Origin of the sequence: Pseudomonas marginalis (assembly GCF_008692035.1) — a bacterium.
GTDB lineage: Bacteria > Pseudomonadota > Gammaproteobacteria > Pseudomonadales > Pseudomonadaceae > Aquipseudomonas > Aquipseudomonas marginalis.
The window spans coordinates 1,688,383-1,713,927 of sequence record NZ_VTFG01000002.1; the positions used below are offsets into that span (position 1 = coordinate 1,688,383).

Genomic DNA, 25,545 nt, shown 5'->3' on the forward strand with positions numbered 1-25,545 from the left:
ACCATCCTTAATCGAGATCGCACAGCCCGGGGCACAACGTGCGCTGGTTTGCACCTGTTGAGTCTTGTGGCCTGGGGGTGCGTCAAAGTGTTATCGGCGCTTGCCGTATGCACCAGATGTGGGGGCGAATGCTGAACTTTCAAGCACGATTTAACGGATGGTCGGCCTACGCATCCGCCCTCGACTGGCATACACTGCGCGGCCGTTTTTCAACCGGAACCCGATAGACATGAAAAACCCATCCCCAGCCCGTGCCTGCGGTATCGACTTCGGCACGTCCAACTCCACCGTCGGCTGGATCCGCCCCGGCATGGAAACGCTTATCGCGCTGGAGGACGACAAGATCACCCTGCCGTCGGTGGTGTTCTTCAACTTCGAGGAGCGCCGCCCGGTCTACGGTCGCCTGGCCCTGCACGAATACCTGGAGAACTACGAAGGCCGGCTGATGCGCTCGCTCAAGAGCCTGCTGGGTTCCAAGTTGATCAAGCACGACACCAGCGTATTGGGCACGGCGATGCCGTTCACCGACCTGCTGGCGCTGTTTATCGGCCAACTCAAGAGCCGCGCCGAAGCCACCGCCGGCCGCGAATTCGAAGAAGTGGTGCTGGGCCGCCCGGTGTTTTTCGTCGATGACGACCCGATGGCCGACCAGGAAGCCGAAAACACCCTGGTCGACGTAGCGCGCAAGATCGGTTTCAAGGACATCTCGTTCCAGTACGAACCGATTGCCGCTGCGTTCGACTACGAGTCCACCATCGAGAAGGAAGAGCTGGTACTGATCGTCGACATCGGCGGGGGTACGTCCGACTTCTCGCTGGTGCGCCTGTCCCCGGAGCGCCGCCACAACGACAACCGCCAGGACGACATCCTCGCCACCGGCGGCGTGCACATCGGCGGGACCGACTTCGACAAGCAACTGTCCCTGGCCGGCATGATGCCGCTGTTCGGCTATGGCAGCCGCATGAAAAGCGGTGCCTACATGCCCACCAGCCACCACATGAACCTGGCGACCTGGCACACCATCAACTCGGTGTACTCGCAGAAATCCCAGCTGGCCCTGGGCAGCATGCGCTATGACATCGAAGACACCGGCGGCATCGATCGCCTGTTCAAGCTGATCGAACAGCGCGCCGGGCACTGGCTGGCCATGGAAGTGGAAGAGACCAAGATCCAGCTCACCCACGAAGACAGCCGCCACGTGCCGCTGGACCGGGTTGAAGCGGGGTTGAGCGTGGACCTGAGCCGCGCACTGTTCGAGTCGGCCATCGATGGCTTGCTGGAGCGCGTGCGCAACAGCGTGACGCAGTTGCTCACCGACGCTTCCGTGGAGGTGGCCCAGGTGGACACGGTGTTCTTCACCGGCGGTTCCAGCGGCATCCCGGCGCTGCGCCACAGCATCTCGGCCATGCTGCCGAATGCCCGGCATGTGGAGGGGAATATCTTCGGCAGTATCGGCAGTGGTTTGGCGATCGAGGCGAGCAAGCGCTACGGCTGCTGAGTTTTACCTGAAATACCGTGGCGACTTCATCGGGGGCAAGCCCCCTCCCACACTGACCGTGTTCACAAGTCGACCTGTGTAGACACAGTAAATGTGGGAGGGGGCTTGCCCCGGTACAAACCGGGGACATCGTTTACATTTCTAACCGGGGACATGGTTTACAGGCTAATACGCATGATCAGGAGGTAACTGATCATGCCCTGGAACCAAGAGTCCCCCATGAATCAAAGAATCAAGCTGGTAGCTGATTGGCTTTCTGGCAACTTCACTAAAAGCCAGTTGGCACGCCGCTTTGACGTTAGCCGACCTACCGTCGATAAGTGGATTGCCCGGCACGACGGCGATTTGAGGTCTTTATCCGAACTGTCCCGGCGACCTCACAACAGCCCAAATAAAACCGACGACGAGATTTTGGCCCGTGTAGTCGCGATGAAGGAGGCTCACGATAAATGGGGGCCGAAAAAGCTTCTCGAGCTATTACGGCTGGAAGATCCCTCCGTCACCTGGCCCTCTCCAAGTACGGCCGGTCAATGGCTTGACCGACTTGGGCTCGTCAAAAAGCGGCGCTTCAAACGCCGACACAGCATTTCCCACGCACAAATGCGAAAGGCCGACGAACCTAACAAGACGTGGTGTGCTGACTACAAAGGGCAGTTCAAGATGCTTAATGCTCAGATGTGCTTCCCTTTGACCGTCACAGACCATGCGACGCGGCTGATTTTAGCGTGTAGGGCCCATCCCAAGATCATGACCCAGCCCGTAAAACAGGCCTTTGAGAGGCTTTTTCAGGAGTACGGCATGCCGGAAGTTATCCGTTCAGACAACGGGGTACCGTTCGCCTCTCCTGGCCTGGCAAGAATCTCCACACTGGCAGTTTGGTGGATTCGGCTGGGTATTTATCCCGAGCGAACCATGCCGGGAAGACCCGCCCAGAATGGTCGCCATGAACGAATGCACCGTAGCTTGAAACTTGAGTTGCCCTTAGGGAAAAACTTAGTCGAGCAGCAGCTTTTGCTGGAGCATTTCAGGCATGAGTTTAATTACGTACGCCCTCACGAAGCGCTCGGCATGAAAAGTCCGGGAGACTTGTATGTGCCGTCCACCCGAATTTATCCAGGATGCTTGCCCGATGTGGAATATCCGGCAGAAATGAAAGTTCGAAGCGTCAGGCAGGACGGATCGATCAAGTGGAACGGCAAGTTGGTATTTATCAGCGAGGCGCTGTCCGGGGAAAGGATAGGGCTCAAAGAAGCTGAAGATGATGCTTGGGATTTGTACCTGTGTGATTATCCCTTGGGGAGGCTTGGACGAGGTATGACCCGCGTCCAGGCCTCAAATGTGTAAACGATGTCCCCGGTTTCAGATGTAAACGATGTCTACGGTTCTACACCCCGATGGGGCCCGCCCAGGCAACACACGCCTTAAACCATACCACCGAGCTTCAGCTCACTCTTCAGATACGCATAGTAAATCGGCCCCGCCACCACCCCCGGCAAACCAAACGCCGCTTCAAACACCAGCATCGCCAGGAGCAACTCCCACGACTTGGCACTGATCTGCCCGCCGACGATGCGCGCGTTGAGGAAGTACTCGACCTTGTGGATCACGATCAGATACCCCAGCGCCGCCACCGCCACCCAGATCGACAACGACAGCGCGACGATGGTGATCAGGGTGTTGGACATCAGGTTGCCGATCACCGGCAACAGGCCGAGCAGGAAGGTCAGCACGATCAGGGTCTTGGTCAGCGGCAGGTGGATGCCGCACAGCGGAAGCACCACGGCGAGGAACACGGCGGTGAAGGCGGTGTTGAGCGCGGCGATCTTGATCTGTGCGAAGACGATGTTGCGGAACGCCTGGACCAGCAGGTGCAGGCGGTCGAACAGCGCCGCGGCCAGGGGTTTGCGCTTGGTCAGGTCGGGCACCCGCTGCAGGGCGATGATCGCGCCGAGCACCATGCCGATCAGCAGGGTGACGAACATGTGGGCGGCGTCTTTGCCGACCAGTTGCAGTTCGCTCAGGTGCTTGCTCAGCCAGTCGCCGATGGCTACACGGAACTCGGCCGCGCTGGCGGGCAGGTAGGCATCGAGGAACGGCGGCAGTTGGCCGCGCGCGCGGTCGACTACGCCCATGAATTTATCCAGGGAAGCCCCGGGGTTTTCCGCTTCATGAAGCAGGAAGCTGATGGCGCCGGCGAAGATCAGGGCCAGCACGCTGACGATCAGGGTGCCGAGCAAGGCCACCGCCAGCCAGCGCGCGCGGCGCCCTTCGATCAGCCGTTGCAGTTGGGGGGTGAGCATGTTGACCAGTTCATAGACCAACAGGCCGGCCAGCAGGCTGGGCAGCAATTTCAGCGGCAATACCAGCAGCAACCCGCCGAAAATGATGATGTAGCTGGCCAGCAATAACACGTGACGCTGAGAAAACGTTGGCATACAGCCTCAAAACGAACGGCGTTAAAGGATGTGTAGGAGCGAGCTTGCTCGCGAAGGTCGCCAACGATAACGCGTTTATTCTGAATAAACGCGGGGTAATTGCGTTCTTCGCGAGCAAGCTCGCTCCTACAGAGGGGCTGTGTGCGAGTGTCGCAGCCTTCTGGGGCCTGGGGCTATCAATTCTTCAGGCAGGTGCTCATGAACGTCTTGCGGGCATCGCCGGTCAGCGCCTTGGTTTTCGCCGACGCATTGCAATCCTTCATCTTCTGCTGTTGCGGGGTGAGCGTCTTCGCATCATTGGCCGCCGGCGCCGACAGGCAGGTTTTCATGAAAGCCTTGCGCTCGTCGCCCTTGAGCGTCTTGGTAGTGGCTTCGGCATTGCAGGTGGTCATCTTGTTTTGCTGGGCAGTGGCGGCAAAGCCCTGGGAACACAGCAGCAGGCCCATCATCAACAGCGGAATACGCAGCATCTTCATGGAGTTTTCTCCCTGTTACCGTGCCGGGAGGCACGGCCTACCCAGCAGTGTAGCCAAACCTTGTTACATCTTCATCGGCTGCGAATATTCGTCCGCCGGTACTGCTCCGGGGTGCAGCCGGCCTGGCGCTGGAACATCGCGATAAACGCCGAGGCGCTGCTGTAGCCGAGGTCAAACGCCACATTTTGCACACTGCGCTCGCTGTCGAGGGCTTCGATGGCGGCGAGGTAGCGCAGGCGCTGGCGCCATTCGCCGAAGCTCATGCCCAGCTCGCGCACAAATTGTCGCGCCAGGGTGCGCTCGCTCACATGCACCTGGTCGGCCCAGTGCGCCAGGGGGCGATTGTCAGCGGGGTCGGCCTGCATGCCTTCCAACACGCCGAGCAGCCCGGGGTGGCGGGCGTAGGGCAAAAAACCCTCGTGGATCGGCGCCTGCCTGAGCTGGTCGACCAGCACCTGGGCCAGGCGAATATCGGCGTCGGTGTGCGGGATATTGACGTCACGCTGGGCGAAGTCGCTGAGGATGGCCTTGAGGATGTCGCTGATCGCCAGGGTGCAGGGCTGCTGGGGTAATTGCTCGCAAAGCTGCGGTGAAAGGCCCACCGAACGGTAGACAATCGCCTGGGCATTGTAGGAACTGTGTTCGGTATTGGGTGGGATCCACACCGCGTACTGCGGTGGCGACATAAAGCGGTTGCCGGCCACTTCCATGCGCATTACGCCACTGGCGGAGTAGTCCAGCGAGCCCCAGACATGCTGGTGCGGGGTGCACTCCGTGTCGGGGGCAAAGTCGGAGTAACGGAAGTACACGGGGCTTGGCAGGCTGCCAAAATCCGCAAGGCGTACGGTGTGTCGGGCCATATTGTCTGGATACAGAGGTCGTTTGTCTGGATCGCAGTATAGGCTTCGATCCAGACAATGGATAATCCTGGCTCATCAACACATCTGGTTTCTTTCGATGCAATACGCGTATCCCCTGCTGGCCATCTTTATCTGGGCCGGCAATACCGTGGTCAATAAATTGGCCGTGGGTTCGATCTTCCCGGCTGAAATCGGCTTTTATCGCTGGTTGCTGGCGGCCCTGCTCTTTACGCCGTTCATGCTCAAGCCGGTCATCGCCCACTGGCCGCTGATCCGCCCGAACCTGGGCAAGATCGGCATCCTTGGCGTGCTGGGCATGGCGGTGTACCAGAGCCTGGCGTACTACGCTGCCTCGCTGACCAGCGCCACCAATATGGGCATCATCCTGTCGTTGATGCCGTTGATGGCCTTGACGGCGGCCATCATCAGCCTGGGCCAGCGCCTGACCTTGGGCGCACTGACGGGGGCGGTGCTGTCATTCGCAGGGGTAGTGGTGGTGGTGTCGGCCGGCAGCCTCGGCGCGTTGCTGCAGCACGGCGTGAACCTGGGCGATGCGATGATGCTGGTCGCGACCCTGGCGTACGCGGTCTACAGCACCCTGTTGAAAAAATGGCAACTGCGCCTGCCGCCGCTGGTGCTCCTGTATCTGCAGGTGCTGGTGGCGGTGGTGGTGCTGTTTCCGCTGTTTCTGTTCTCGGCAAAAGCCGGCCTGGGCTGGACGAATATTCCGCTGGTGCTCTATGCATGCTTGCTGGCTTCGATGCTGGCGCCACTGGCGTGGATGCACTCGGTGAAGACCCTGGGCCCCAGCCGCACCACGTTGTTTTTCAACCTGCTGCCGTTGATTACCGCATTGATTGCGGCCGTGGTGCTCAGGGAAGAATTGGCGTTGTATCACCTGGTGGGCGGTTTGCTGACCTTGGGCGGGGTGATTTTGTCGGAGCGCTGGACCACGCCGGTGCGCCGCCAGGCTTAAACCCCGGCCGCCTTCAGGCGCTGGGCATGCTCGACGAACAACCGAATCGGCTCGGCGCCCTTGCCGACCAGGCCCATGGATTGGTTGACGATATCGAAGTGGTCCAGGGCGTAGTCATCGCCGATCACCCGCCCCAGGTGCGAGCTGCAGCGCCCGACCATGCCGTCGCACTGGCCCTTCTCGCGCACGAAGCTGCGGGCGAACAATCGGCAGCTGCGATTCGTCCCGTCCAGCAGGTTGCGTCCGCGATCGGTCTTGCCCGGTTGCAAGGTGCCGGACCATGAGTAGTAGCGCACGCCATTGTCCACCTCCGCCCCGTGCCCGCCCCAGATATGCGGCAACCCTTGGGGATACTTGCGGTTGAACAGCGCCACGCCTGCGCTGGTCAGGGAATGGTGGGACGCCTGCAAGTCCGCCTTGAAACGCGGGCCGCGATAGCCGGTTTCCAGCAGGCTCATCACCGTTGCAACCAGATGAAACAGCGCGCTCATCAGCCGGCCCTTCACGCTGTCGGCCGGATAATGGGCGTGGATATGGTCCGCCAGTTCCGAACCGTGGTTGGGCCCGGCCACCGACGTCACCGACGCCACCCACTCCGGGCGCTTGGCCGCCGCATAACGGGCGGTCAGCGCGCCCTGGCTATGGCCGATCAGGTTGACCTTGTCGGCGCCGGTCTCAAGGCGAATCCGCTCGATCTGCGCCAGCAACTGCTCGCCACGCACCTCGCTGGAGTCCAGCGGCGCCACCTGGATGGGAAACACCTGCGCCCCACCCGCCCGCAGTGCCGGGACAATGCCGTACCAGTAAGGGAAGAACCCCAGGCGCACGAACCCCAGCATGCCGGGCACCAGCACCAAGGGATAACGCGTGGCTAACGACTGCGACATGAAGCGAACGTCCTTGATCAAGAGAGGATGATGGCAGGCTAGCCCAATTCCGGCGACGCGCTGATGACACGCCTGGCAAATCCAATAAAACTTTTTGCTGCGCCCGTGACTCACAACTGGGAGCGATCACGCCGACAGAGCGTGGCGTAAAACCGGATTAGCCCCAGGAGATTGAGATGACTGAAGCAAACTTGACTGACGTTGCGACCCTGCGCAGCCGCGCCCGCCAGAACGTCGAAAACGGTGCCGTGACCGAGGGCTATGACGCCGACCGCGAAGAGATCATCCGCCTGCTCAACGGCTCCCTGGCCACTGAACTGGTGTGTGTGCTGCGCTACAAGCGCCACTACTTCATGGCCAGCGGCGTTAAAGCTGCCGTCGCCGCGCAGGAATTCCTCGAACACGCCACCCAGGAAGCCGAGCACGCCGACAAACTGGCCGAACGCATCGTGCAGCTGGGCGGCGAGCCGGAGTTCAACCCGGACCTGCTGTCGAAGAACTCCCATGCCCAATACGTGGCCGGTAACAGCTTGAAGGAAATGGTCTACGAAGACCTGGTGGCCGAGCGGATCGCGGTGGACAGCTACCGCGAAATCATCCAGTACATCGGTGATAAGGATCCGACCACGCGCCGTCTGTTTGAAGAGATCCTGGCTCAGGAAGAAGAGCATGCGGACGATATGGCCGACATCCTCGAAAGTCTCTAAGCAGCGCAATTCAAAACATGTGGGAGGGGGCTTGCCCCCGATGCGTCGTTTCAGCCACTGCATCTGGTGACTGACACTCCGTCATCGGGGGCAAGCCCCCTCCCACATTGGGGTTTGTGTTCTATATGCTAGCCCTTCACCGTCTTCGGCGCCTTGCCTTCCTTCATCTGCTGCAACAACGGTGCACACTGGTTCGGCGCATCGGCGCTCGGTGCCACCAGCGCCAACAGACCCGCTGCCGGGCCGGCGATCACGCCCAGTGCCACCATGCCCGCGCCCCGCAGGGCCAGGGGGATGGCCTTTACACCCGCATTGGGCTTGATGAACGGGCCATTGACGTACAACGGCGAACGCAGGGAAAACAGGCGGAAGCCCTTGGACTCGGGGGTGATGGTCAGGTCGAGCTGTTCGGTGGCCATGTTGGCGGTGCCATCGATATAGATGATCGCGTTCTCGGTATCGAACACAAACAAGCGCGTGGTTGCCAGGCCGGTCTTGATCCCGAAGTCCGCCGCCGCGCAGTTGATCTTCACTTCCTTGTCGCCGAACAGGCGACCCACCACGTAGTTGCCCACGTTGAGCCCGGCAATTTCCATCAGGCCACGGCTGATGGCGCCGTCGTTGATCAGCATCTTCAGGTCACCGTTGGAGGTGCCCAGCAGCGCCGCGACGGAGTTGCCACGCCCGGAAATATCGGCATCGCCGTTGAGTTCACCAAAGCTGGTTTTCATCGGTTCGAAGGTCGGGAACAACTGCTTGAGCTTGAAGTTGCGCGCAGTCAGTTTGGCGCGGCCTTCCATCGGCGTGGTGCGGCCGTTCAAGCGGATCTGCGCATCCAGCTTGCCGCCAGCGACGCCGAATCGCAGCGGTTCCAGGCTCAGTTCGCCGTCGTTGAGCACCAGGTGGGTATAGAGGTCGGTGAAGGGCAACTCGGCACTGTGCACGATGCGTTTGCCGGTGAATTCCACATCGGCATCCATGTCGCGCCAGCGCTCGGTGCGGAACTCTTCCACCGGCAGCACTTTGGTCGCCGGCTGCTTGCTCTCACCGCCACGCGCTTTTTGCTTGGCGTTGGAGTCGGCACCGATCAGGGGGGCGAGGTCGCTCATCAGCAATTGGTTGGACACCAACGCACCGCTGAGCTTGGGACGTGGCTGGCTGGCGACATAGGCGAGGTTGCCGTGAATATCGCTGTTGCCGATCTTGCCGTTGAAGTTTTCGTAGCTGAATGACGCGCCGCTGGCCTCGTGCAACTTGGCGATCAAGTGGCCGTCAGTCGAGTAGGCCGGCGAATCCGGCAAGGTGACGCCGGTCAGCGGGTAGAGGTTACCCAGGCTGCTGCCGGACAGTTTCAGGCGCAGGTCCAGGGCGCCGAGGTTCAACGGGTCGGTCAAGGTGCCGGCCAACGCGATGCTGGTATCGGCAATCCTGACCTGGGCTTGCAGCGGAAACGGCCTGGCCGCGTCCTGCAGGGCCAGCAGGCCACCGATCTTGCCGCTGCCGTCGAGTTTCTGGCCGTGATACTGGCCCTTGACCTTGAGGGCGAACGCATAGTCCTGGGGCGCGGAGCCTTTTTCCAGGGCCTTCCTGGCATCGGCGTCGCCGACGATTTCGCCGAACGGAATCGGCTTGCCCAGGGGGTCGATGATCACGTCCAACTGAGTCTTGAGGGTCTGGTCGTCGAGGGTCACGTGGCCTTTGTCGAAGCCAATGGCGCCGATGTCCACCACCCAGTTGGAAGGTTCGGCGTCGGGGTCCTTGGGGTCGAACGTGAACGTCCAGTTGGCGCGGCCATCGGCCAGGCGCTGCAACTCGGCACTCGGTTCGGTGAGGTCGATACGCGGGATCACCACGCGCTGCACCAGCAACGCCAGCGGCGAAATACGCAGCTCGACCTTTTTCAGCGTGACCATCTGCGGTTTTTTCGACCAGTCGGGGTTGCCCAGGGTCAGGTCCTCGGCAATCACATGGGGCCACGGCACCCAGGCGCGCCAGCCGCCTTCATCGGGCTCACGTGCCCACACCACCGCCAGGTTGCCATTGATGGCAAACGGACGATGCAGTTCTTCGGAGACTTTGGCATTGAGGGGCGGTTTGATGCGGTTCCAGTCAAAGAACACCAGGACCAGTACCACCACAGCGATTAACACAACGAAGCTGGCGCAGCTCCACATGACGATTTTACGAGTGCGCGTCATTGCACAGGACTCCTGAATACGACCGGCTGAACCAACACCTGTAGGACAGCTTATAAAACTACGACTGGCAAACCGCTCGTGGGTTTAACCCAATCTCCGATTTACCCTTGAAAACCTGCTTTCCTGACCGTTTCGACAGATTCGATCCTCCACGGCGCACCATTGTTACCCGGATTCGTGTCGAAAATACCCACCTCGGTGCAAAACCGCGTGCTTGAGAGGCCCGATCTAGAGCCTCCCTGAAGAACAATCAATTCTGTTGATTATTACCATTGTGTTTATGAACTTTTATATCGACTTATCGAGAGTAGCATTAGCCCCGTACCCACTTTATCGCCCTCCCAAGGAGCAACCCATCATGAAACGCCAAGTACTCGCTACCGTCCTGTTATCCATCCTGGCTTCCAGCGCCTTTGCCCTGCCAGCCGCCGAACAGGTTACCCCACAAGCCAAGGCCGACGCCGTTCACTTCAACCAGACCCTGGCCCGCAGCGGTTCGCAAGAAGACGAGAACCGTGACTACGCCAAAGGTGCTGTCGCTGAAAACGGTTCGGAACACGCCAACAAGCGTGCCTACACTGAAGGTGTTGCCGAAGGTGGCCGTGATCGCCTGGAACAGAAAGGCCTGGTTGAAGGTGGTGCGGAACAAGCCAACGAACGTGCCTACACCGAAGGTGTTGCCGAAGGTGGTGCTGATCGCCTGCAAGAACTGCATCAAGCTCAGAGCTGACCCTGTGGTGGCCCAGAAAAAAGCCCGATCTGCCGACCGGGCTTTTGACTTTTTGTAGCGCCTGTCACGCAACACTCCCCACCTATTCCCCGCCAAGTTCGACGTCAATGAAGCTGTTTTGCTAGAGTGCGTCGCTGTACTTGCCGACAAAGCCCGCCCGCCCATGCTGCCCCGTGCCGAACAGAAGCAACAGACCCGCCTCGCCCTGATGGACGCTGCCCGCCATCTGATGGAGTGTGGCCGTGGGTTTGGCAGCCTGAGCCTGCGTGAAGTGGCCAAGGCCGCAGGCATTGTCCCCACCGGCTTCTATCGCCACTTTGCCGATATGGACCAGCTTGGACTTGTATTGGTGAGTGAGGTGGGCCAGACCTTTCGCGCCACCATTCGCCTGGTGCGCCACAACGAATTCGTGATGGGCGGCATTATCGATGCCTCAGTGCGGATTTTTCTCGATGTGGTCTCGGCCAACCGCTCGCAATTCCTGTTCCTGGCCCGCGAGCAATACGGCGGTTGCCTGGCGGTGCGCCAAGCCATCGGTGCCCTGCGTGAAGACATCACCCGCGACCTGGCGGCCGACCTGACCCTGATGCCCAAGTTGCAGCACCTGGACGCCGATGGCCTGCATGTAATGGCCGACCTGATCGTCAAGAGCGTGTTCGCCACCCTTCCCGACATCATTGATCCACCGGCCCAGGCCTTGCCTGCCCACCTCACGCCCCAGGCGAAAATCACCCAGCAACTGCGCTTTATCTTTATCGGCCTCAAGCATTGGCAAGGCCTGGGCAGTACGGAGTAAGCCGGCTATCCCGCCGAGTGAAAGCGCTTGGCGGTACTGTAGTTCTTGTTCCAGTAGCGATTGCTCAGTGAGTCGATTCGCACCGTCTTGCCGGCGCGCGGCGAATGAATGAATTTGCCCTCGCCTATATAAAGGCCGACATGGCTGACCTGACTGCGCCCGTTACCTTTGAAGAACACCGCATCCCCAGGTTTGAGCGCGTTACGCTTGATCGTCATGGCATTGGAACGGTGCATCGCCGCCGTGGTGCGGGGTATACGGATATTGGCTTCGGTCCTGAACAGGTAGACCAGCAAGCTGCTGCAGTCGAAGCCCTGCTCCACGGTGTTCCCGCCCCATTTATACGAGGTGCCCAGCAATTGATGGGCGCGGTCGATCACATTGTCGATGGCTGGGCGCTTTTGCAGCGACTGCAGGGGCGTCGCGATCTCGAGAGGGGCTGCCCCGCGCGGCTGGATATTGGCCGAGGACGAGGGAGTGACCAGGTAAAGACTGAAAATGAATAAACACACAATTGATTTGAACATACTGGAACTCGCCGTGGATGTTTAGCACGGCGCAAATCCTAACGGTCTGGCGCGTAAGCAGATGAACGCCGAATCCTTACATCCAGTAGGACAAATCCGAAAATCCCATATACGAAAAAACGGAAGGAACTTGATGTGATAAACACCACCCGCCAACAAAAAGAGCACCATTTAAGTGCTGAATAGCCGGCAGCGCACCAACAGCAAGCACTCGCAGCACTCAACCCCGCCCTATTCAGTGGCATCTCCTCGCGCACCGACAGAGAATTCCTACATCAATACCTGATTGGCAAGGCCCTTGCTCTAGCACTTCCATCGCTCATAGCTGGAAGCTTCCTGATGCTGGTGATCCACCGCCGAATCGCCCCCCAAGCCCTCTGGGCCGCTGAGCTGCTGCTGAATTTCGAAGCACGCAGCAAGAGCCGCCTGCGCTGTTTCAGTGCCGACGGTGAAGACGTCGGCCTGTTTCTGGAGCGCGGCCAGCCGCCGCTGCACGATGGCGAATTCCTGCAAGCCGAAGACGGACGTGTCGTACGCGTGTGCGCCCGCCCTGAACACCTGCTACACGTCACCTGCAGCAACGCGTTTGAACTGACCCGCGCCGCCTACCACCTCGGCAACCGCCATGTGGCCTTGCAAGTGGGAGACGGCTGGTTGCGCCTGCTCGATGACTACGTGCTCAAGGCCATGCTTGAGCAACTGGGCGCCCACACCGAAACCATCGAGGCGCCGTTCCAACCGGAACACGGCGCCTATGGCGGCGGTCACCACCACTCCCGGCATGGCGATGAAGATTTCAACTACCCGCCCAAGCTGCATCAGTTCGGCGTACGTCTATGAACCCAGCCTGGGCGCTGTTGCGTCTGGCCAGTCCGCAATTGCCGATTGGCGGCTACAGCTATTCCCAGGGCCTGGAAATGGCCGTGGAGAACGGCCGCGTCAACGATGCCGCCAGCGCTCGGCGCTGGATCAGCGACCAATTGCTGCTCAACCTCGCGCGCTTCGAAGCTCCGCTGTTGCTCGCCCATTGCCGCGCCGCCGCAGAGCAGGACTGGCCAGCGTTGGCGCAGCTGTGCGAAGCGCATCAAGCCAGCCGCGAAACCCGGGAGCTGTATCAGGAAAGCCGACAGATGGGTTATTCCCTGCAGCAGTTGCTCAATGGCCTGCCGGAACTGGACAGCGACGCCCGCCGCTTCCTGGAGCAACGCCGCGAACCGCACTTGGCCCTCGGCTGGGCACTGGCCGCGCGCGCCTGGGCGATCAGCGCCGACGACGCCCTCGCCGCCTGGCTCTGGAGCTGGCTGGAAAACCAATTGGCCGTGCTGATGAAAACCCTGCCCCTGGGCCAGCAAGCCGCGCAACGCCTGACCAGCGAGCTGCTGCCCCAGCTGCAACAGGCCCGGCAGGACGCCGCCCGCATCGACCCCCAGCATTTCGGCAGCGCCGCCTTCGGCCTGTCCTTGGCGAGCATGGCCCACGAGCGCCAGTACAGCCGCCTGTTCCGTTCCTAAGGTTTTTTTGGAGAATCAGACATGAACACACAACCCCTGCGTGTCGGTATCGGTGGCCCGGTCGGCTCCGGCAAGACCGCCCTGACCCTGGCCCTGTGCCTCGCGCTGCGCGATCGCTACAACCTGGCGGTGGTCACCAACGACATCTACACCCGCGAAGACGCCGACTTCCTGGTGCGCAACCAGGCCCTGGCGCCGGAGCGCATCATCGGCGTGGAAACCGGCGGCTGCCCGCACACGGCGATTCGCGAGGACGCCTCGATCAATCTGGAAGCGGTGGACCAACTCAATCGCCGCTTTCCCGGCCTGGACCTGATCCTGGTGGAGTCCGGCGGCGATAACCTGTCGGCCACCTTCAGCCCGGAGCTGTCGGACCTGACCATCTATGTGATCGATGTGTCCGCCGGCGACAAGCTGCCGCGCAAAGGCGGGCCTGGTATTTGCAAATCCGACCTGCTGGTGATCAACAAGATCGACCTGGCGCCGCTGGTGGGCGCGTCGCTGGAGCTGATGAACAGCGACACCCAGCGCATGCGCAACGGCAAACCCTTTGTGTTCAGCAACCAGAAAACCGGGGTAGGCCTGGAAGAAATCGTCGCCTTTATCGAACGCCAAGGCCTGCTGACCGCCGCCTGATCAACCCATAAGGAACCTGTTTATGAACCTCAATAAACTCCTCGCAGCCGCCGCCCTGCTGCTCGCGCCCGCCCTGGCCTTCGCTCACCCTGGCCACGGCGACAACGGCCTGGTAGCCGGTATCAGCCACCCGCTGGGCGGCCTCGACCACCTGCTGGCCATGCTTGCGGTCGGCCTGTGGGCCGCGCAACAAAAGGGTGCCGCGCGCTGGGCCCTGCCGTGCACCTTTGTCGGCACCATGCTGATGGGCGGCGTGCTGGGCTTTGAAGGGCTGCAATTGCCCGCGCTGGAAAGCGGGATCGCCGCCTCGGTGCTGGCCCTGGGCCTGGCGGTGGCACTGGCGGTGCGTCCGCCGTTGTTCATGGCCATGGGTGCGACGGCGTTGTTTGCGTTGTTCCATGGTGTGGCCCATGGCTTGGAGCTGCCGGACATGTCGAGCCCTTGGGCGTATGCCGCCGGTTTTGTCGGCGCGACCGCTGCACTGCACGCGGCCGGGTATGCGCTGGTGCGCTGGCTGCCGGCCGCAGCGGCGCCGCTGGTGCGGATTGCCGGAGCGGCTTCGGCGGCGACTGGGGTGTGGTTGCTGGCAGGCTAAGATTTGCAGCGCTTATAAGGCCCTTATCGGGGCAAGTTCCCTCACATTCGACCGAGTTCCACCTGTGGAACGCAGTCAAAAGTGGGAGGGGGCTTGCCCCCGATAGCGGTGGCGCAGACACCACAGTTCCCAAGCCTGCTACCATGCGCGCCTACACCCCTGCCGTGACGACGCCAGCCGATGCCCATCGCTCCAAGCTCCGCCCCCCAGCCTTCGTTGAATGCCGTGCTCACGCACTTCCACACCCTGATCGTGCCGCTCTGGCAGGGCCCGGGCTGGAATGCCGAATTGGCGCTGCCCTATGAGGCGCTGGACGCCGATCACCGCCCACTGCCGCCGCAACGCTACCGCGCCATGGCCTGCGCGCGGCAGTTGTACCTGTTCGCCAGCCTGATCGGCGCGCCAGGGGCGGCTTTCGCTGAAGAGCGCGCGGCGGTGCTGTTCCGCTCCCTGCAACGGCATTTCCACGATGCCGAACACGGCGGCTGGTTCTACAGCGTCGACCCCGCCGGCCAGCCGCTGGACAAGCGCAAAGACCTCTACACCCACGCCTTCATCATCTTTGCCTGCGCCCATTACTGGGCCAAGGTGCGTGAACCGCTGGTGGAATCGGTGCTGAACGCCGCCCTCGAAGTCGTCGCCCAGCGCTTCGCCACCGAGGACGGCCTGTACGAGGCGGTGCTGGAACGCAACTGGTCGTCCCTCCAGTCCGGCCCGCTGCAAAACCCGTTGATGCACCTGGCCGAAGGTTTCCTAGCCACCCTCGCGGTGCGCGAGGATGCCCCTGTGCAAGCGGCCCTGCTGGCCTTGGCGACGGCCATGCAGCAGCGTTTCATCAACCGCCGGCACGGCGTGATGATGGAAAAGCCGCTGGGCGCTGTGGATAACTGGTTTGAGCCGGGGCACCAGTTCGAGTGGTTCTTTTTGCTCGAATCGTCGCCCGTGCTGCGCGGCACGCCGCTGCATGCGTCACTGACGCGGGCGTTTGCCTACGCTGAGCAAAAGGGTGTGGACAGCGCGACCGGAGCGGTCAGCGGCATGTTGGCACTCGACGGCAGCGTGCGCGACGGCACCCAGCGTATCTGGGCCCAGGCCGAGTACCTGCGGGCACTGACCTTGCGCCCTGGCAGTGAGGCGGTGCTGCAGCGCCAGCTGCTGGCGCTGCAACAGCATTTCCTGCATGAGAAAGGCTGGCATGAATGCCTGGATGCCAACGGCGCGGTGAGCCGACGGGATATGCCATCGACCACCCCTTATCATTTGGCAACCTGCTACCAGGGGCTGATCCAGCCTCTCGGGTGACCTGCAGGGCCTCGGTCTAACGACCCATCACGCAATCCACTTGCGATCCCCGGTAAAGCTGATCGTCAGCCAGCGCGCCGCATCCGGTGCGCCGAGCCCTGTGGATATCTCTTCACGCAGCCCATCCAGGGTCGCGACGTTATCCACCGGGTAATCCGCCGGCAGCACCACATGGATTTCGATAAACCGCGCCCGACCGTGCTTTTGCACGTAGGACACGTAGTCATCGAACCCATGCCTGGCCTGCGCCGCGTCCATCACCTCGCGCACTTTGTCATCCAGGTGATCCGGCGCGATCCCCAGCACCTCGCGCAACGCCGGGCGCAGGATCTTGAACGCCGGTGCCAGCATGCTCAGGGCCAGCAGGATCAGGATCAATGGGTCGACATACACCGCCCACTCGCCATAGCCCTGGGACTTGAGCAACAGCGCGGCGAGAAAGCTGACCAGCAGGCCCACCGAGAGCATCGCGTCCACCAGCCAACTGATGTTGTCGAACTGGATCAGCGAGGATTTCAGCCTGCGGTTGCGATAGCGCACATAGAAGAAGTAGGCGAACTCGACCACGGTAAACACCGCCGCGTAGATGATCACCAGGCCCAACTCGATCTCGCGCCCGCCATTGATAATGCCGAACACACCGTTCAGGAACGCATAGATGGCGATCAGCAGCAGGAAGCTGCCTTCGATCAGCAGCACCATGGGCTCCAGATGCCAATAGCCGAACTGGAAGCGCTCGTTGCTTTTCTTGGCGATCAGCTTGGCCGTGATCAGCATCAACACCTTGATGGCGGTGGCGATCAGCGAGAAAAAGCCGTCGAACAGAATGGATTGGGCGCCAGATATCACACCCGTGACAATCCCGGCGATCGCTACCGCGAACATCAGGATCGTCGATTGCTTGAGCAGTGACTGCTCACCTCGGTTACTCACATTTCCTCCCGTCAAAACCTTTAAACCGCAGGGTGCGGTGGGGTTTTCAGGGGTGGAGTGTACCTTATGGCCTGTTTTGGCCGATTTGACGCCATCGGGGCGGTGCGACGATTCGCCAAGCCCCCGATGGCAGCAACGCGGTCTAGAGCCTTACTTGGCCCCCCGCTCAATCGCAAACCCAGCCCAGGTCTGGCTCACCGGCATCAGTTCCAGGCGGTTGATGTTGACGTGCGCCGGCGTGTTCAGCACCCAGAAGATGGTGTCGGCAATGTCCTGCGGCTGGATCGGCTCGGCACCGGCGTAGGTCGCGTCGTAGCGCGCCTGGTCACCGCCGAAGCGCACCAGGGAGAACTCGCTTTCGCACAGGCCCGGCTCGATGTTGGTCACACGCACGCCGGTGCCCTGCAGGTCACACCGCAGGTTCAGGGAGAACTGCTTCACGAACGCCTTGGAACCGCCATACACATGGCTGCCCGGGTACGGGTAGCTGCCGGCGATGGAGCCCAGGTTGATGATCCCGGCGCCACGGCCATGGGCGATCAGGCGCGGCAGCAGCAGGCTGGTGGTGGTCAGCAGGCCTTTGATGTTGGTGTCGACCATGGTTTCCCAGTCGTCGAGGTTGCACTTGGGCGCCGGGTCGGTGCCCACGGCCAGGCCGGCGTTGTTGATCAGCCCGCGCAGGGTGGCGAACGATGGCGGCAGGTTGGCGATCGCCTCTTCCATGCCTGTGCGATCCCGTACGTCCACCACCAGGCCGTGCACTTCGGTCTGCTTGGAAAGCTCCTCGACCAGCGCATTCAAACGCTCGGCACGACGACCGGTAAGCACCAGTTTCCAGCCGGCCTCGGCAAACCGGCGGGCGCAGGCTTCGCCGAAACCTGAGGTGGCGCCAGTAATAAACAGCGTGTTGGACATGGTGTTCTCCTTGCGGGCATCGGGAAAAAAATCAGCCAGCAGAATGCCCTTACGCCGCGGTTGCGGCAACCGCCATGCACAGAACTTCATGCACGACTGGTCATTTTTTAATCATTCAGAGCAAAGCCTTATGAACCGTGGCTTGCAGCCATATGCGCGCAGGTTATCCACAGCTGCGCCCACAGTCTCTGGGGGCAAGTGCAAAACGCTTCAGGCCGCTGTGTACAAGGCTTCCAGGCGATTTTAGAAAGTTTTTTGCTTGACCTGGACGAAGGCGTATGTAGGCCCAGGGGCGGCGGGACAAATCGAGCGATGGCTCCAGGCCAGTCATTCCGGCCTCTGCGGCCGTCTTTCCAGAGTTTAGTCACAGACTTATCCACAGGCTGGCGGGACATATTTCAGTCATATACCTGTGTCTTTAAACAGGTTGACAAACCCCTCGATCGGCCGCGAAAAAGCCACTGATCAAAAAACAACCACACAGCTGAAAGCCACGGTTTTAAAGGGGTTCAGCCAGCTACTCCCACGTTACCCACAGCCGGTTCCACAGTGGATGGGGACAAGTCAAAAGTGTGACAAAACAGGGATTTGCGGCGGCTATATGTCGCGCTTTGGAGGGGGGCTGGATTTGTTTTCCACAATTTGGGATCGGTCTTGCAGGCGACACAAAACAAATGTGGGAGGGGGCTTGCCCCCTCCCACAGGGGTACTGCGTCGTTATTTGGATCAGTGGCCACCGAGGTAAGCGTTGCGCACTTCCTCGTTCACCAAAAGCTCCTTGCCGGTGCCGGTAAGGCGAATCTCACCGTTGACCATCACATACGCCCGGTCCGACAAACGCAGTGCATGGTTGGCGTTCTGCTCCACCAGGAAGATGGTCATCCCGGTGGAGGCCAGCTCGCGCAGGGTGGAAAAGATCTGCTTCACCACAATCGGCGCCAGGCCCAGGCTCGGTTCGTCCAGCAGCAACAACTTGGGTCGGCTCATCAGCGCGCGGGCGATGGCGAGCATTTGCTGCTCGCCACCGGACATGGTCATGGCGCGCTGGTTACGTCGTTCCTTGAGCCGTGGGAACAGCTCGAACATGCGTTGCATATCGTCCTGGGCGAACTTGTCGCCAATGGGGATGGTGCCCATCAGCAGGTTTTCCTCGACGGTCATGTCGGGGAACACCCGCCGCCCTTCCGGCGACTGTGCAATGCCGTTGGAGGCAATGTAGTGGGACGACTTGTGGGTAATGTCGACGCCGTTGTAGAGGATCTGCCCCGACTCGGCCCGTGGCTGGCCGAAGATCGACATCAGCAGCGTGGATTTACCCGCGCCGTTGGAGCCGATCAGGCTCACGGTTTCGCCTTCGTTGATGTGCAGCGAGACTTTTTTCAGGGCCTGGATAGGGCCGTAGAACACGTCCAGGTCCTTCATTTCGAGGATAGGTGCACTCATACCAGCTCCTCTTCGTCAGCGCCCAGGTAGGCGGCAATCACTTTCGGGTCGTTGCGGATCGCTTCCGGCCCGCCTTCGGCAATCACGTTGCCGTGGTCCAGCACCACAATGTGGTCGGAAATACTCATCACCATGCCCATGTCGTGTTCGATCAGCACCACCGTCAGGTCGTGTTCGTCGCGCAACAGGCGAATCATCGCGCTGAGGGCTTCGGTTTCCTGGGGGTTGAGGCCCGCTGCCGGTTCGTCCAGGCAGATGATCTGCGGCCGGGTGCACATGGCGCGGGCGATTTCCAGGCGGCGCTGCTGGCCGTAGGAAAGCTCACCGGCCAGGCGGTTGGCGCAGTCCACCAGGTCCACCACTTCGAGCCAGTAGAACGCGTGGTCGAGGGCATCGCTTTCGGCCTTGCGGTAGCCCTTGGTGTTGAGGATGCCCGCCAGCATGTTGCGGTTGACCCACATGTGCTGGGCCACCAGCAGGTTTTCCAGCACCGACATTTCCTTGAACAGGCGAATGTTCTGGAAGGTCCGGGCCAGACCGGCGCGGTTGACCAGGTGGGTGCCGCCGAACATCTTGTAGTACACCCGGCTCAAGAAGCTTTTCGGCGATACGAAGTCGACGGCCTTGAAGCGCTCGCCGAGCAGCTGGATCACATTGGTCTGCTTGCCACGGATGTTCAGTTCGATCTTGCCGCCGCTGGCTTTGTAGAAGCCGGTGAGGCAGTTGAACACGGTGGTCTTGCCCGCGCCGTTGGGGCCGATCAGGGCGAAGATCGAGTTGCGTTCGACCTTGAGGCTCACATCGCTCAAGGCCTTGATGCCACCGAAGTGCATCATCAGGTGTTCCACGGAGAGGACGACTTCCTTGCTCATGGCGCTACCCCCTTGCGCGGTGTCACACCGGTGCGGCTGATCCGGATCAGGCCGCGCGGTCGCCAGATCATCATCACCACCATCAGCACGCCAAACAGCAGCACGCGGTATTCGCTGAAGCTGCGCAGCAGTTCAGGCGCGACGGTCAACACGAACGCCGCGATCACCACGCCGACCGTCGAGCCCATGCCGCCCAGTACCACGATGGCCAGGATCAGCGCCGACTCGAAGAAGGTGAACGACGACGGGTTGACGAAGCCTTGGTAGCTGGCGAAGAACACCCCGGCCAAACCGGCAGTGGACGCGCCGATGGTGAAGGCCGAGAGCTTGACCAGCACGTGGTTCAGGCCCATGGAACGGCAGGCGATCTCATCTTCGCGCAAGGCTTCCCAGGCGCGGCCGACCGGCATGCGGGTCAGGCGGTGCTTGATGTACAGCACGGCCAGCACCACCAGGAACAGCACGATGTAGATGAACATGAACTTGATGTTGGGGTTGTAATCGATGCCGAAGAACTCGTGGAACGGAACCCCGCCCTCCTTGGCCTTGCGCCCGAACTCCAGGCCCAGGAAGGTCGGCGAAGGCACCGGCATACCGTTGGGGCCGCCGGTGAATGACAGCCAGTTGTTGAGCACCAGGCGAATGATTTCACCGAAGCCCAGGGTCACGATGGCCAGGTAGTCACCGTGCATTCGCAGCACCGGGAAGCCGAGTATGCACCCCGCTAAAGCCGCTGCGATGGCTGCCAGCGGCAACACGCTCCAGAAGCCCAGGCCGAGGTATTGATAACCCAGCGCCAGGCCGTAGGCGCCGATGGCGTAGAACGCCACGTAACCCAGGTCGAGCAGCCCGGCCAGGCCGACCACGATGTTCAGGCCCAGGCCCAGCAACACGTAGATCAGCCCGAGGATCACCACGGTCAGCAGGTACTTGTTGGCGAAGATCGGGAACACGATGGCGATCACGATCAGCGCCGGGATGATCCAGCGCAGCCGCGACTTGTAGTCCGGTGGCAGTACATGCACGCCGGAGCCGCTGCTCTCGAAGCCCTGCAGAATCTTCAGGCCCTTGGGGGTTTGCAGGAACAGGCTGAGGGCAAAGCGCCCGGCCATCACGATGGCAACCAGGGTAGCCACACGGGCCGGTTCCAGGTTGAAGCTGTAGCCGTCGAGGACCACGCCGACGATCGGACCGAACACGATCAACGAAATCAGCCCGGCAAGGACCGTATCGACCACACTTTTCTTGATATCGATGGGTTTGGCAGCAGACATGTTTACACCTTAGCCACGAGTGGGCGACCAAGCAGGCCCTGGGGACGGAAAATCAGAATCACCACCAGCAGGGAGAAACTGAACACGTCTTTGTAGTCGGAGTTGATCAACCCCGAGAACAACGACTCGGAAATACCCAGGATGATCCCGCCCAGCATCGCCCCAGGCAGGGAACCGATGCCGCCGAGTACCGCTGCGGTAAACGCCTTGATGCCGATGATGAAGCCGGCATAGAAGTCGAACGTGCCGTAGTTGAGGGTGATCAGCACGCCGGCCAGGGCCGCCATGGCGGCACCGATGACAAACACGTAGGAGATCACGCGGTCGGTGTTGATCCCCAGGATCGAGGCCATCTTGCGGTCTTGCTGGGTGGCGCGGCACATGCGGCCGAGCTTGGTGTACTTGATGATGTAGGTGAGCAACGCCATGCCGGCAAACGCCGCCACGAGGATGAAGACCTTGGTGTACGTGAGTTGGACGAACCCGCTGCCGATGTCGACGCGCCAGGCGCCGGCCAGCAGAGTTGGAATGCCTTGTTGTTTCGCGCCCTGGGCGATCTGCGCGTAGTTCTGCAGGATCAGGGAGATGCCGATGGCGCTGATCAGCGGAGCCAGGCGGGTGGAGTTGCGCAGCGGTTTGTAGGCGACCCGTTCGATGACCCAACCGTATACGCCGGTGACGACCACGGTGAAGATCAGGGTGCCGAGAATGAGCAGCGGGAAGGATTCGATGCCGAAGTAAGCCAGCAGTGCCAGACTGATCGCCGCGAGGTAAGCGGAAATCATATAAACCTCGCCGTGGGCGAAGTTGATCATGCCAATGATGCCATAGACCATTGTGTAGCCGATGGCGATCAGGCCATAGACCGACCCGAGGGTCAGGCCGTTGACCAGTTGCTGCAGGAAAATACCATCCATAACGCAATCTCACGCGGTGAGCACCTGCACACCAATCGGTGTGCGGCGCTTCTGGAGGAAAAGACAGATCTCAATAACAACGCTGTCCCAATGTGGGAGGGGGCTTGCTCCCGATAGCGGTGTGTCAGTCAACAATTGTTCATCTGACCCACCGCATCGGGGGCAAGCCCCCTCCCACATGGATTACTTCTGCTTTTCCAGCTGGTGGTATTTGCCGTCTTTATCCCACTGGTAAACCACGTAGTCGGAGACTTTCAGGTCGCCCTTTGCGTCCCAGGTCTTCTCGCCCATCACGGTTTTGACCGGGTGCGCTTTCAGCCATTTGGCCGCGTCTTCGCCCTTGTTGGACTTGGCGCCGTTGAAGCCGGCAGCCAGGGCCTGCAGCGAGGCGTAGGCGTACAGGGTGTAGCCCTCAGGCTCGTAGCCGGCCTTGCGGAACTCTTCCACCACGGCCTTGCTGTCCGGCAGCAGGCGTGGGTCGGCGCCAAAGGTCATGTACACGCCATCGACGTATTGCGCGCCGCCGGCGGTGGCCACCAGTTCATCGGTCACTACGCCGTCATCGGACATGAACTTGACGTCCTTCAGGCCCGCTTCACGAATCTGGCGAACCAATGGACCGGCTTCCGGGTGCAGGCCACCGAAGTACACGACGTCGGCGCCCAGGGAGCGGATCTTGGTGACCAGCGCACTGAAGTCTTTCTCGCCACGGGTCAGGCCTTCTTCCAGCACCGGCTTGACGCCGCGCTTGGTCAACTGGGCAGCGGTGGCGTCGGCCAGGCCTTTGCCGTAGGTGTCCTTGTCGTTGATGACGGCGACTTTCTTGCCCTTGAGCACGTCGACGATGTAGTCGCCGGCGACGATGCCTTGCTGGTCGTCACGCCCGCACATACGGAACATGGCGCCCAGGCCGCGTTCGGTCACTTGTGGGTTGGTAGAACCTGGGGTGATCGCGATGATGCCCGCTTCGTCGTAGACCTCGGAGGCCGGGATGGTGTTCGACGAGCAGAAGTGCCCGACTACGCCAATCACTTTGTCCTGGTCAGCCAGGCGGTTGGCCACGGCCACGGCCTGCTTGGGTTCGCATGCGTCGTCGCCTGCCACCAGCACGACTTTCTCGCCGTTGATGCCACCGGCCTTGTTGATCACCTCGGCTGCCGCCTGGGCACCCTTCATGTACTGCTCACCGAACGAGGCGTTGGCGCCGGTCATCGGCCCCGCAACGCCAATCTTCACATCAGCTTGAACAAACGTAGAAACACCCAGCGCCGCTGCAACGGCGAGGGCCAGAAAACCTTTCTTGTAAAACGTCTGGGACATGAGTGGTGCTCCGATATTTTTGATTTTTGGCACGACAACTTGCGTTCAAACTTTTCACTGAAAGCCCAGAGCAAGCCTCGTGCCATTACGTTTTTATTCTTCAAAAAGACACGGTGTCATTGTTATTGCAGGCGTTTCGGCTCCGCTCGCCAGGACGTGCAACCCTCTAGCATCAATAGGTGCAACCCATGGGCCGAAAAAGTACAACCCTGACGGGTCGCACCTGCAACCAAAGCAATAAACGACAGTTCCTACAGCTGTAACAGCCTGCGTAACGGAACTGCACATTTACAGTGCGCAACTGCTACGACCTGCACCAATACAGATTAGTAGCCGGCTAAGAAAATGCAGGCTTCTGAGCGGTATTTCGCTGATCAGATCACGATCCTCAGGCATTGCCCGGCGTGATACAGCGAAAATCCGGCTTCATACAGGCAACTGCGCAGCCCAACCCCGGCCAGCGGTTGCATGGGTGCAAACGGAATCGGCAAGGCTTGGGGATCCTGGTGACATAGATAGTCGGCGAACGCCTTGCCGACCACGCTGCCGGTGGTCACACCGCGCCCGTTATAGCCGGTTACCGCCACCAGGCCGGGGGCGGGCTCGAACAGGCGCATCAGGTGATCGGGGGTGAAGGCGATGCAGCCGGTCCAGGTGAATTCCCATTGCACCGATTTGAGGTACGGGAAGTAATGTTGCTGCACCCGATCAGCCCACGCCTTGAGGAACCAGGCCGGTTTCTGGTTACCGTTGCCCAGGCTGCCGAGCAACAGGCGGCCATCGGCATCGCGGCGGATGCTGCTCAGTACCTGGCGCGTGTCCCATGAGCCTTGGCCGCCGGGTAGAATCTGCTCGGCGGCGGCGTCGGTCAGCGGCGCGGAGGCGACCTGGTAGTAGTAGCCGGGGAAAAAATTGCGTCGCAGCTCGGTCCACTCACCTTCGGTGTAGGCGTTGGAAGCGATGACCACTTGTGCAGCCTGCACCGAACCGCTGGCGGTCTGAACGGACCAGCTCGCACCTTGGCGCTCCAACCGGGTGACCGGCGAATGGTCGAACAACTGCCCGCCAAGTCCCACGGCGGCATTCGCCAAACCGCTGGTGTAGGCCATCGGGTTCAAGGTGCCGGCACGCCGGTCCAGCAAGGCGGCAGCGATTTTCTTGGTGCCGGTGGCGTGTTCGCAGGCCTGGCCGGTGAGCAATTCCACCGGCGCGCCACGGCGCTTCCACTGCTCTTCACGACTGCGCAAATCCGCCTCGCCACGGGCGTTATGTGCCATGTGCAAGGTGCCCTCGCGACGCAATTGGCAATCGATGGTGTATTTGTCGATCAGGCTGAACACCAGCGACGGTGCCGCGCCGAGCATGCGGTTGAGCTGGCTGCCCACCGTTTCGCCGAAACCGGCTTCGATCTCGTCCGGAGGGATCCACAGGCCGGCATTCACCAACCCGACGTTACGCCCCGAACCGCCGTGGCCGGTGCGATGGGCCTCCAGCACGGCGACGCTTTTACCCTGTTCCAGCAAATGAATGGCGGCGGACAAACCGGTGATGCCGGCGCCGATCACGCACACATCCACCTTGACCTCGCCCTGGAGCGCGGCACGGTCCGGCCGGCCAGGGGTGAGGTGTTCCCACAAACATGTTTCGCGTAGTGCCATTGCCAGACTCCGGTGAGACCCAACAAACAACAATCTTGATGTGCAATGCGGTCACATGTGGGAGGGGGCTTGCCCCCGA

25 protein-coding genes are annotated in these 25,545 nt (G+C 61.1%); 11 read left to right on the forward strand and 14 right to left on the reverse strand.

Annotation, left to right across the window (positions count from 1 at the left end):
- Positions 1–229 precede the first annotated feature (229 nt).
- Entirely contained in the window at positions 230–1,498 is a 1,269-nt protein-coding gene (locus FX984_RS28050) for an Hsp70 family protein (protein ID WP_027607721.1), read from the forward strand.
- Between the two features lie 195 nt (positions 1,499–1,693).
- Positions 1,694–2,842 carry an integrase core domain-containing protein gene (locus FX984_RS28055; protein WP_098480417.1) on the forward strand — a complete coding sequence of 383 codons (1,149 nt, stop codon included), beginning with the start codon at positions 1,694–1,696 and terminating at the stop codon, positions 2,840–2,842.
- 77 nt (positions 2,843–2,919) lie between these two features.
- Here FX984_RS28055 and FX984_RS28060 read toward each other — a convergent pair whose 3' ends face one another.
- The 3 genes from FX984_RS28060 to FX984_RS28070 all read right to left on the reverse strand — a co-directional run bounded on the left by FX984_RS28060 (position 2,920) and on the right by FX984_RS28070 (position 5,269).
- On the reverse strand, positions 2,920–3,933 hold the full coding sequence (locus FX984_RS28060; RefSeq protein ID WP_027607720.1) for an AI-2E family transporter: 1,014 nt from the start codon (positions 3,931–3,933) through the stop codon (positions 2,920–2,922).
- Between the two features lie 176 nt (positions 3,934–4,109).
- On the reverse strand, positions 4,110–4,409 hold the full coding sequence (locus tag FX984_RS28065; protein WP_027607719.1) for a PsiF family protein: 300 nt from the start codon (positions 4,407–4,409) through the stop codon (positions 4,110–4,112).
- Positions 4,410–4,480: 71 nt separating this feature from the next.
- A complete protein-coding gene (locus tag FX984_RS28070; protein WP_027607718.1) occupies positions 4,481–5,269 on the reverse strand; it encodes an AraC family transcriptional regulator in 789 nt (262 codons plus the stop codon).
- Between the two features lie 97 nt (positions 5,270–5,366).
- On the opposite strand from FX984_RS28070, the gene FX984_RS28075 reads away from it, so the two are divergent.
- Positions 5,367–6,245, forward strand: coding sequence for a DMT family transporter (locus tag FX984_RS28075; protein ID WP_027607717.1), 879 nt, complete (start codon positions 5,367–5,369; stop codon positions 6,243–6,245).
- On the opposite strand, the gene FX984_RS28080 is transcribed toward FX984_RS28075, so the two are convergent.
- Positions 6,242–7,132: an esterase/lipase family protein gene (locus FX984_RS28080; RefSeq protein WP_146476863.1), complete on the reverse strand. Its 891-nt coding sequence runs from the start codon at positions 7,130–7,132 to the stop codon at positions 6,242–6,244. The genes FX984_RS28075 and FX984_RS28080 overlap by 4 nt on opposite strands.
- Positions 7,133–7,308: 176 nt before the next feature.
- Here FX984_RS28080 and FX984_RS28085 point away from each other — a divergent pair, with 176 nt between their 5' ends.
- Positions 7,309–7,839, forward strand: a complete 531-nt coding sequence (locus tag FX984_RS28085) for a ferritin-like domain-containing protein (RefSeq protein ID WP_027607715.1) — start codon at positions 7,309–7,311, stop codon at positions 7,837–7,839.
- A gap of 128 nt (positions 7,840–7,967) precedes the next feature.
- On the opposite strand, the gene FX984_RS28090 is transcribed toward FX984_RS28085, so the two are convergent.
- Positions 7,968–10,037: an AsmA family protein gene (locus FX984_RS28090; RefSeq protein WP_108573620.1), complete on the reverse strand. Its 2,070-nt coding sequence runs from the start codon at positions 10,035–10,037 to the stop codon at positions 7,968–7,970.
- Between the two features lie 358 nt (positions 10,038–10,395).
- Between FX984_RS28090 and FX984_RS28095 the strand changes: the two genes are divergently transcribed.
- On the forward strand, positions 10,396–10,767 hold the full coding sequence (locus FX984_RS28095) for a hypothetical protein (protein WP_065925601.1): 372 nt from the start codon (positions 10,396–10,398) through the stop codon (positions 10,765–10,767).
- A 163-nt stretch (positions 10,768–10,930) separates the two neighbouring features.
- Positions 10,931–11,563, forward strand: coding sequence for a TetR family transcriptional regulator (locus FX984_RS28100; RefSeq protein WP_027607712.1), 633 nt, complete (start codon positions 10,931–10,933; stop codon positions 11,561–11,563).
- Between the two features lie 5 nt (positions 11,564–11,568).
- On the opposite strand, the gene FX984_RS28105 is transcribed toward FX984_RS28100, so the two are convergent.
- A complete protein-coding gene (locus FX984_RS28105; protein ID WP_027607711.1) occupies positions 11,569–12,090 on the reverse strand; it encodes a C40 family peptidase in 522 nt (173 codons plus the stop codon).
- Between the two features lie 339 nt (positions 12,091–12,429).
- On the opposite strand from FX984_RS28105, the gene ureE reads away from it, so the two are divergent.
- The 5 genes from ureE to FX984_RS28130 all read left to right on the forward strand — a co-directional run bounded on the left by ureE (position 12,430) and on the right by FX984_RS28130 (position 16,134).
- On the forward strand, positions 12,430–12,930 hold the full coding sequence (gene ureE, locus FX984_RS28110; protein ID WP_065947138.1) for an urease accessory protein UreE: 501 nt from the start codon (positions 12,430–12,432) through the stop codon (positions 12,928–12,930).
- Positions 12,927–13,601, forward strand: coding sequence for an urease accessory protein UreF (locus FX984_RS28115; protein ID WP_027607709.1), 675 nt, complete (start codon positions 12,927–12,929; stop codon positions 13,599–13,601). Before ureE ends, FX984_RS28115 begins: the two co-directional genes overlap by 4 nt.
- Positions 13,602–13,622: 21 nt before the next feature.
- On the forward strand, positions 13,623–14,237 hold the full coding sequence (gene ureG / locus FX984_RS28120) for an urease accessory protein UreG (protein WP_012721947.1): 615 nt from the start codon (positions 13,623–13,625) through the stop codon (positions 14,235–14,237).
- Positions 14,238–14,259: 22 nt separating this feature from the next.
- A complete protein-coding gene (locus FX984_RS28125) occupies positions 14,260–14,832 on the forward strand; it encodes a HupE/UreJ family protein (RefSeq protein ID WP_092358952.1) in 573 nt (190 codons plus the stop codon).
- 180 nt (positions 14,833–15,012) lie between these two features.
- A complete protein-coding gene (locus tag FX984_RS28130) occupies positions 15,013–16,134 on the forward strand; it encodes an AGE family epimerase/isomerase (protein WP_027607707.1) in 1,122 nt (373 codons plus the stop codon).
- Positions 16,135–16,161: 27 nt separating this feature from the next.
- On the opposite strand, the gene FX984_RS28135 is transcribed toward FX984_RS28130, so the two are convergent.
- The 8 genes from FX984_RS28135 to amaA form a co-directional block, all read right to left on the reverse strand.
- The gene (locus FX984_RS28135) at positions 16,162–17,067 is read right to left on the reverse strand and encodes a cation diffusion facilitator family transporter (RefSeq protein ID WP_092358954.1); all 906 of its coding nucleotides are present in this window, start codon (positions 17,065–17,067) and stop codon (positions 16,162–16,164) included.
- 150 nt (positions 17,068–17,217) lie between these two features.
- A complete protein-coding gene (locus tag FX984_RS28140) occupies positions 17,218–17,982 on the reverse strand; it encodes an SDR family oxidoreductase (protein WP_027607705.1) in 765 nt (254 codons plus the stop codon).
- Between the two features lie 726 nt (positions 17,983–18,708).
- Complete coding sequence (locus FX984_RS28150) at positions 18,709–19,425, reverse strand: ABC transporter ATP-binding protein (protein ID WP_027607704.1); 717 nt, start codon at positions 19,423–19,425, stop codon at positions 18,709–18,711.
- Complete coding sequence (locus FX984_RS28155) at positions 19,422–20,297, reverse strand: ABC transporter ATP-binding protein (RefSeq protein ID WP_027607703.1); 876 nt, start codon at positions 20,295–20,297, stop codon at positions 19,422–19,424. Before FX984_RS28155 ends, FX984_RS28150 begins: the two co-directional genes overlap by 4 nt.
- Positions 20,294–21,571, reverse strand: a complete 1,278-nt coding sequence (gene livM / locus FX984_RS28160) for a high-affinity branched-chain amino acid ABC transporter permease LivM (RefSeq protein WP_027607702.1) — start codon at positions 21,569–21,571, stop codon at positions 20,294–20,296. The genes FX984_RS28155 and livM overlap by 4 nt, the downstream gene beginning before the upstream one ends.
- Before the next feature lie 2 nt (positions 21,572–21,573).
- Positions 21,574–22,488 (reverse strand): ABC transporter permease subunit, encoded by a 915-nt coding sequence (locus FX984_RS28165; RefSeq protein WP_003236186.1) that lies wholly within the window; start codon positions 22,486–22,488, stop codon positions 21,574–21,576.
- Positions 22,489–22,671: 183 nt separating this feature from the next.
- Positions 22,672–23,808 carry a branched-chain amino acid ABC transporter substrate-binding protein gene (locus FX984_RS28170; RefSeq protein ID WP_027607701.1) on the reverse strand — a complete coding sequence of 379 codons (1,137 nt, stop codon included), beginning with the start codon at positions 23,806–23,808 and terminating at the stop codon, positions 22,672–22,674.
- A gap of 374 nt (positions 23,809–24,182) precedes the next feature.
- Positions 24,183–25,466, reverse strand: coding sequence for an L-pipecolate oxidase (gene amaA, locus FX984_RS28175; RefSeq protein ID WP_146476862.1), 1,284 nt, complete (start codon positions 25,464–25,466; stop codon positions 24,183–24,185).
- Positions 25,467–25,545 lie beyond the last annotated feature (79 nt).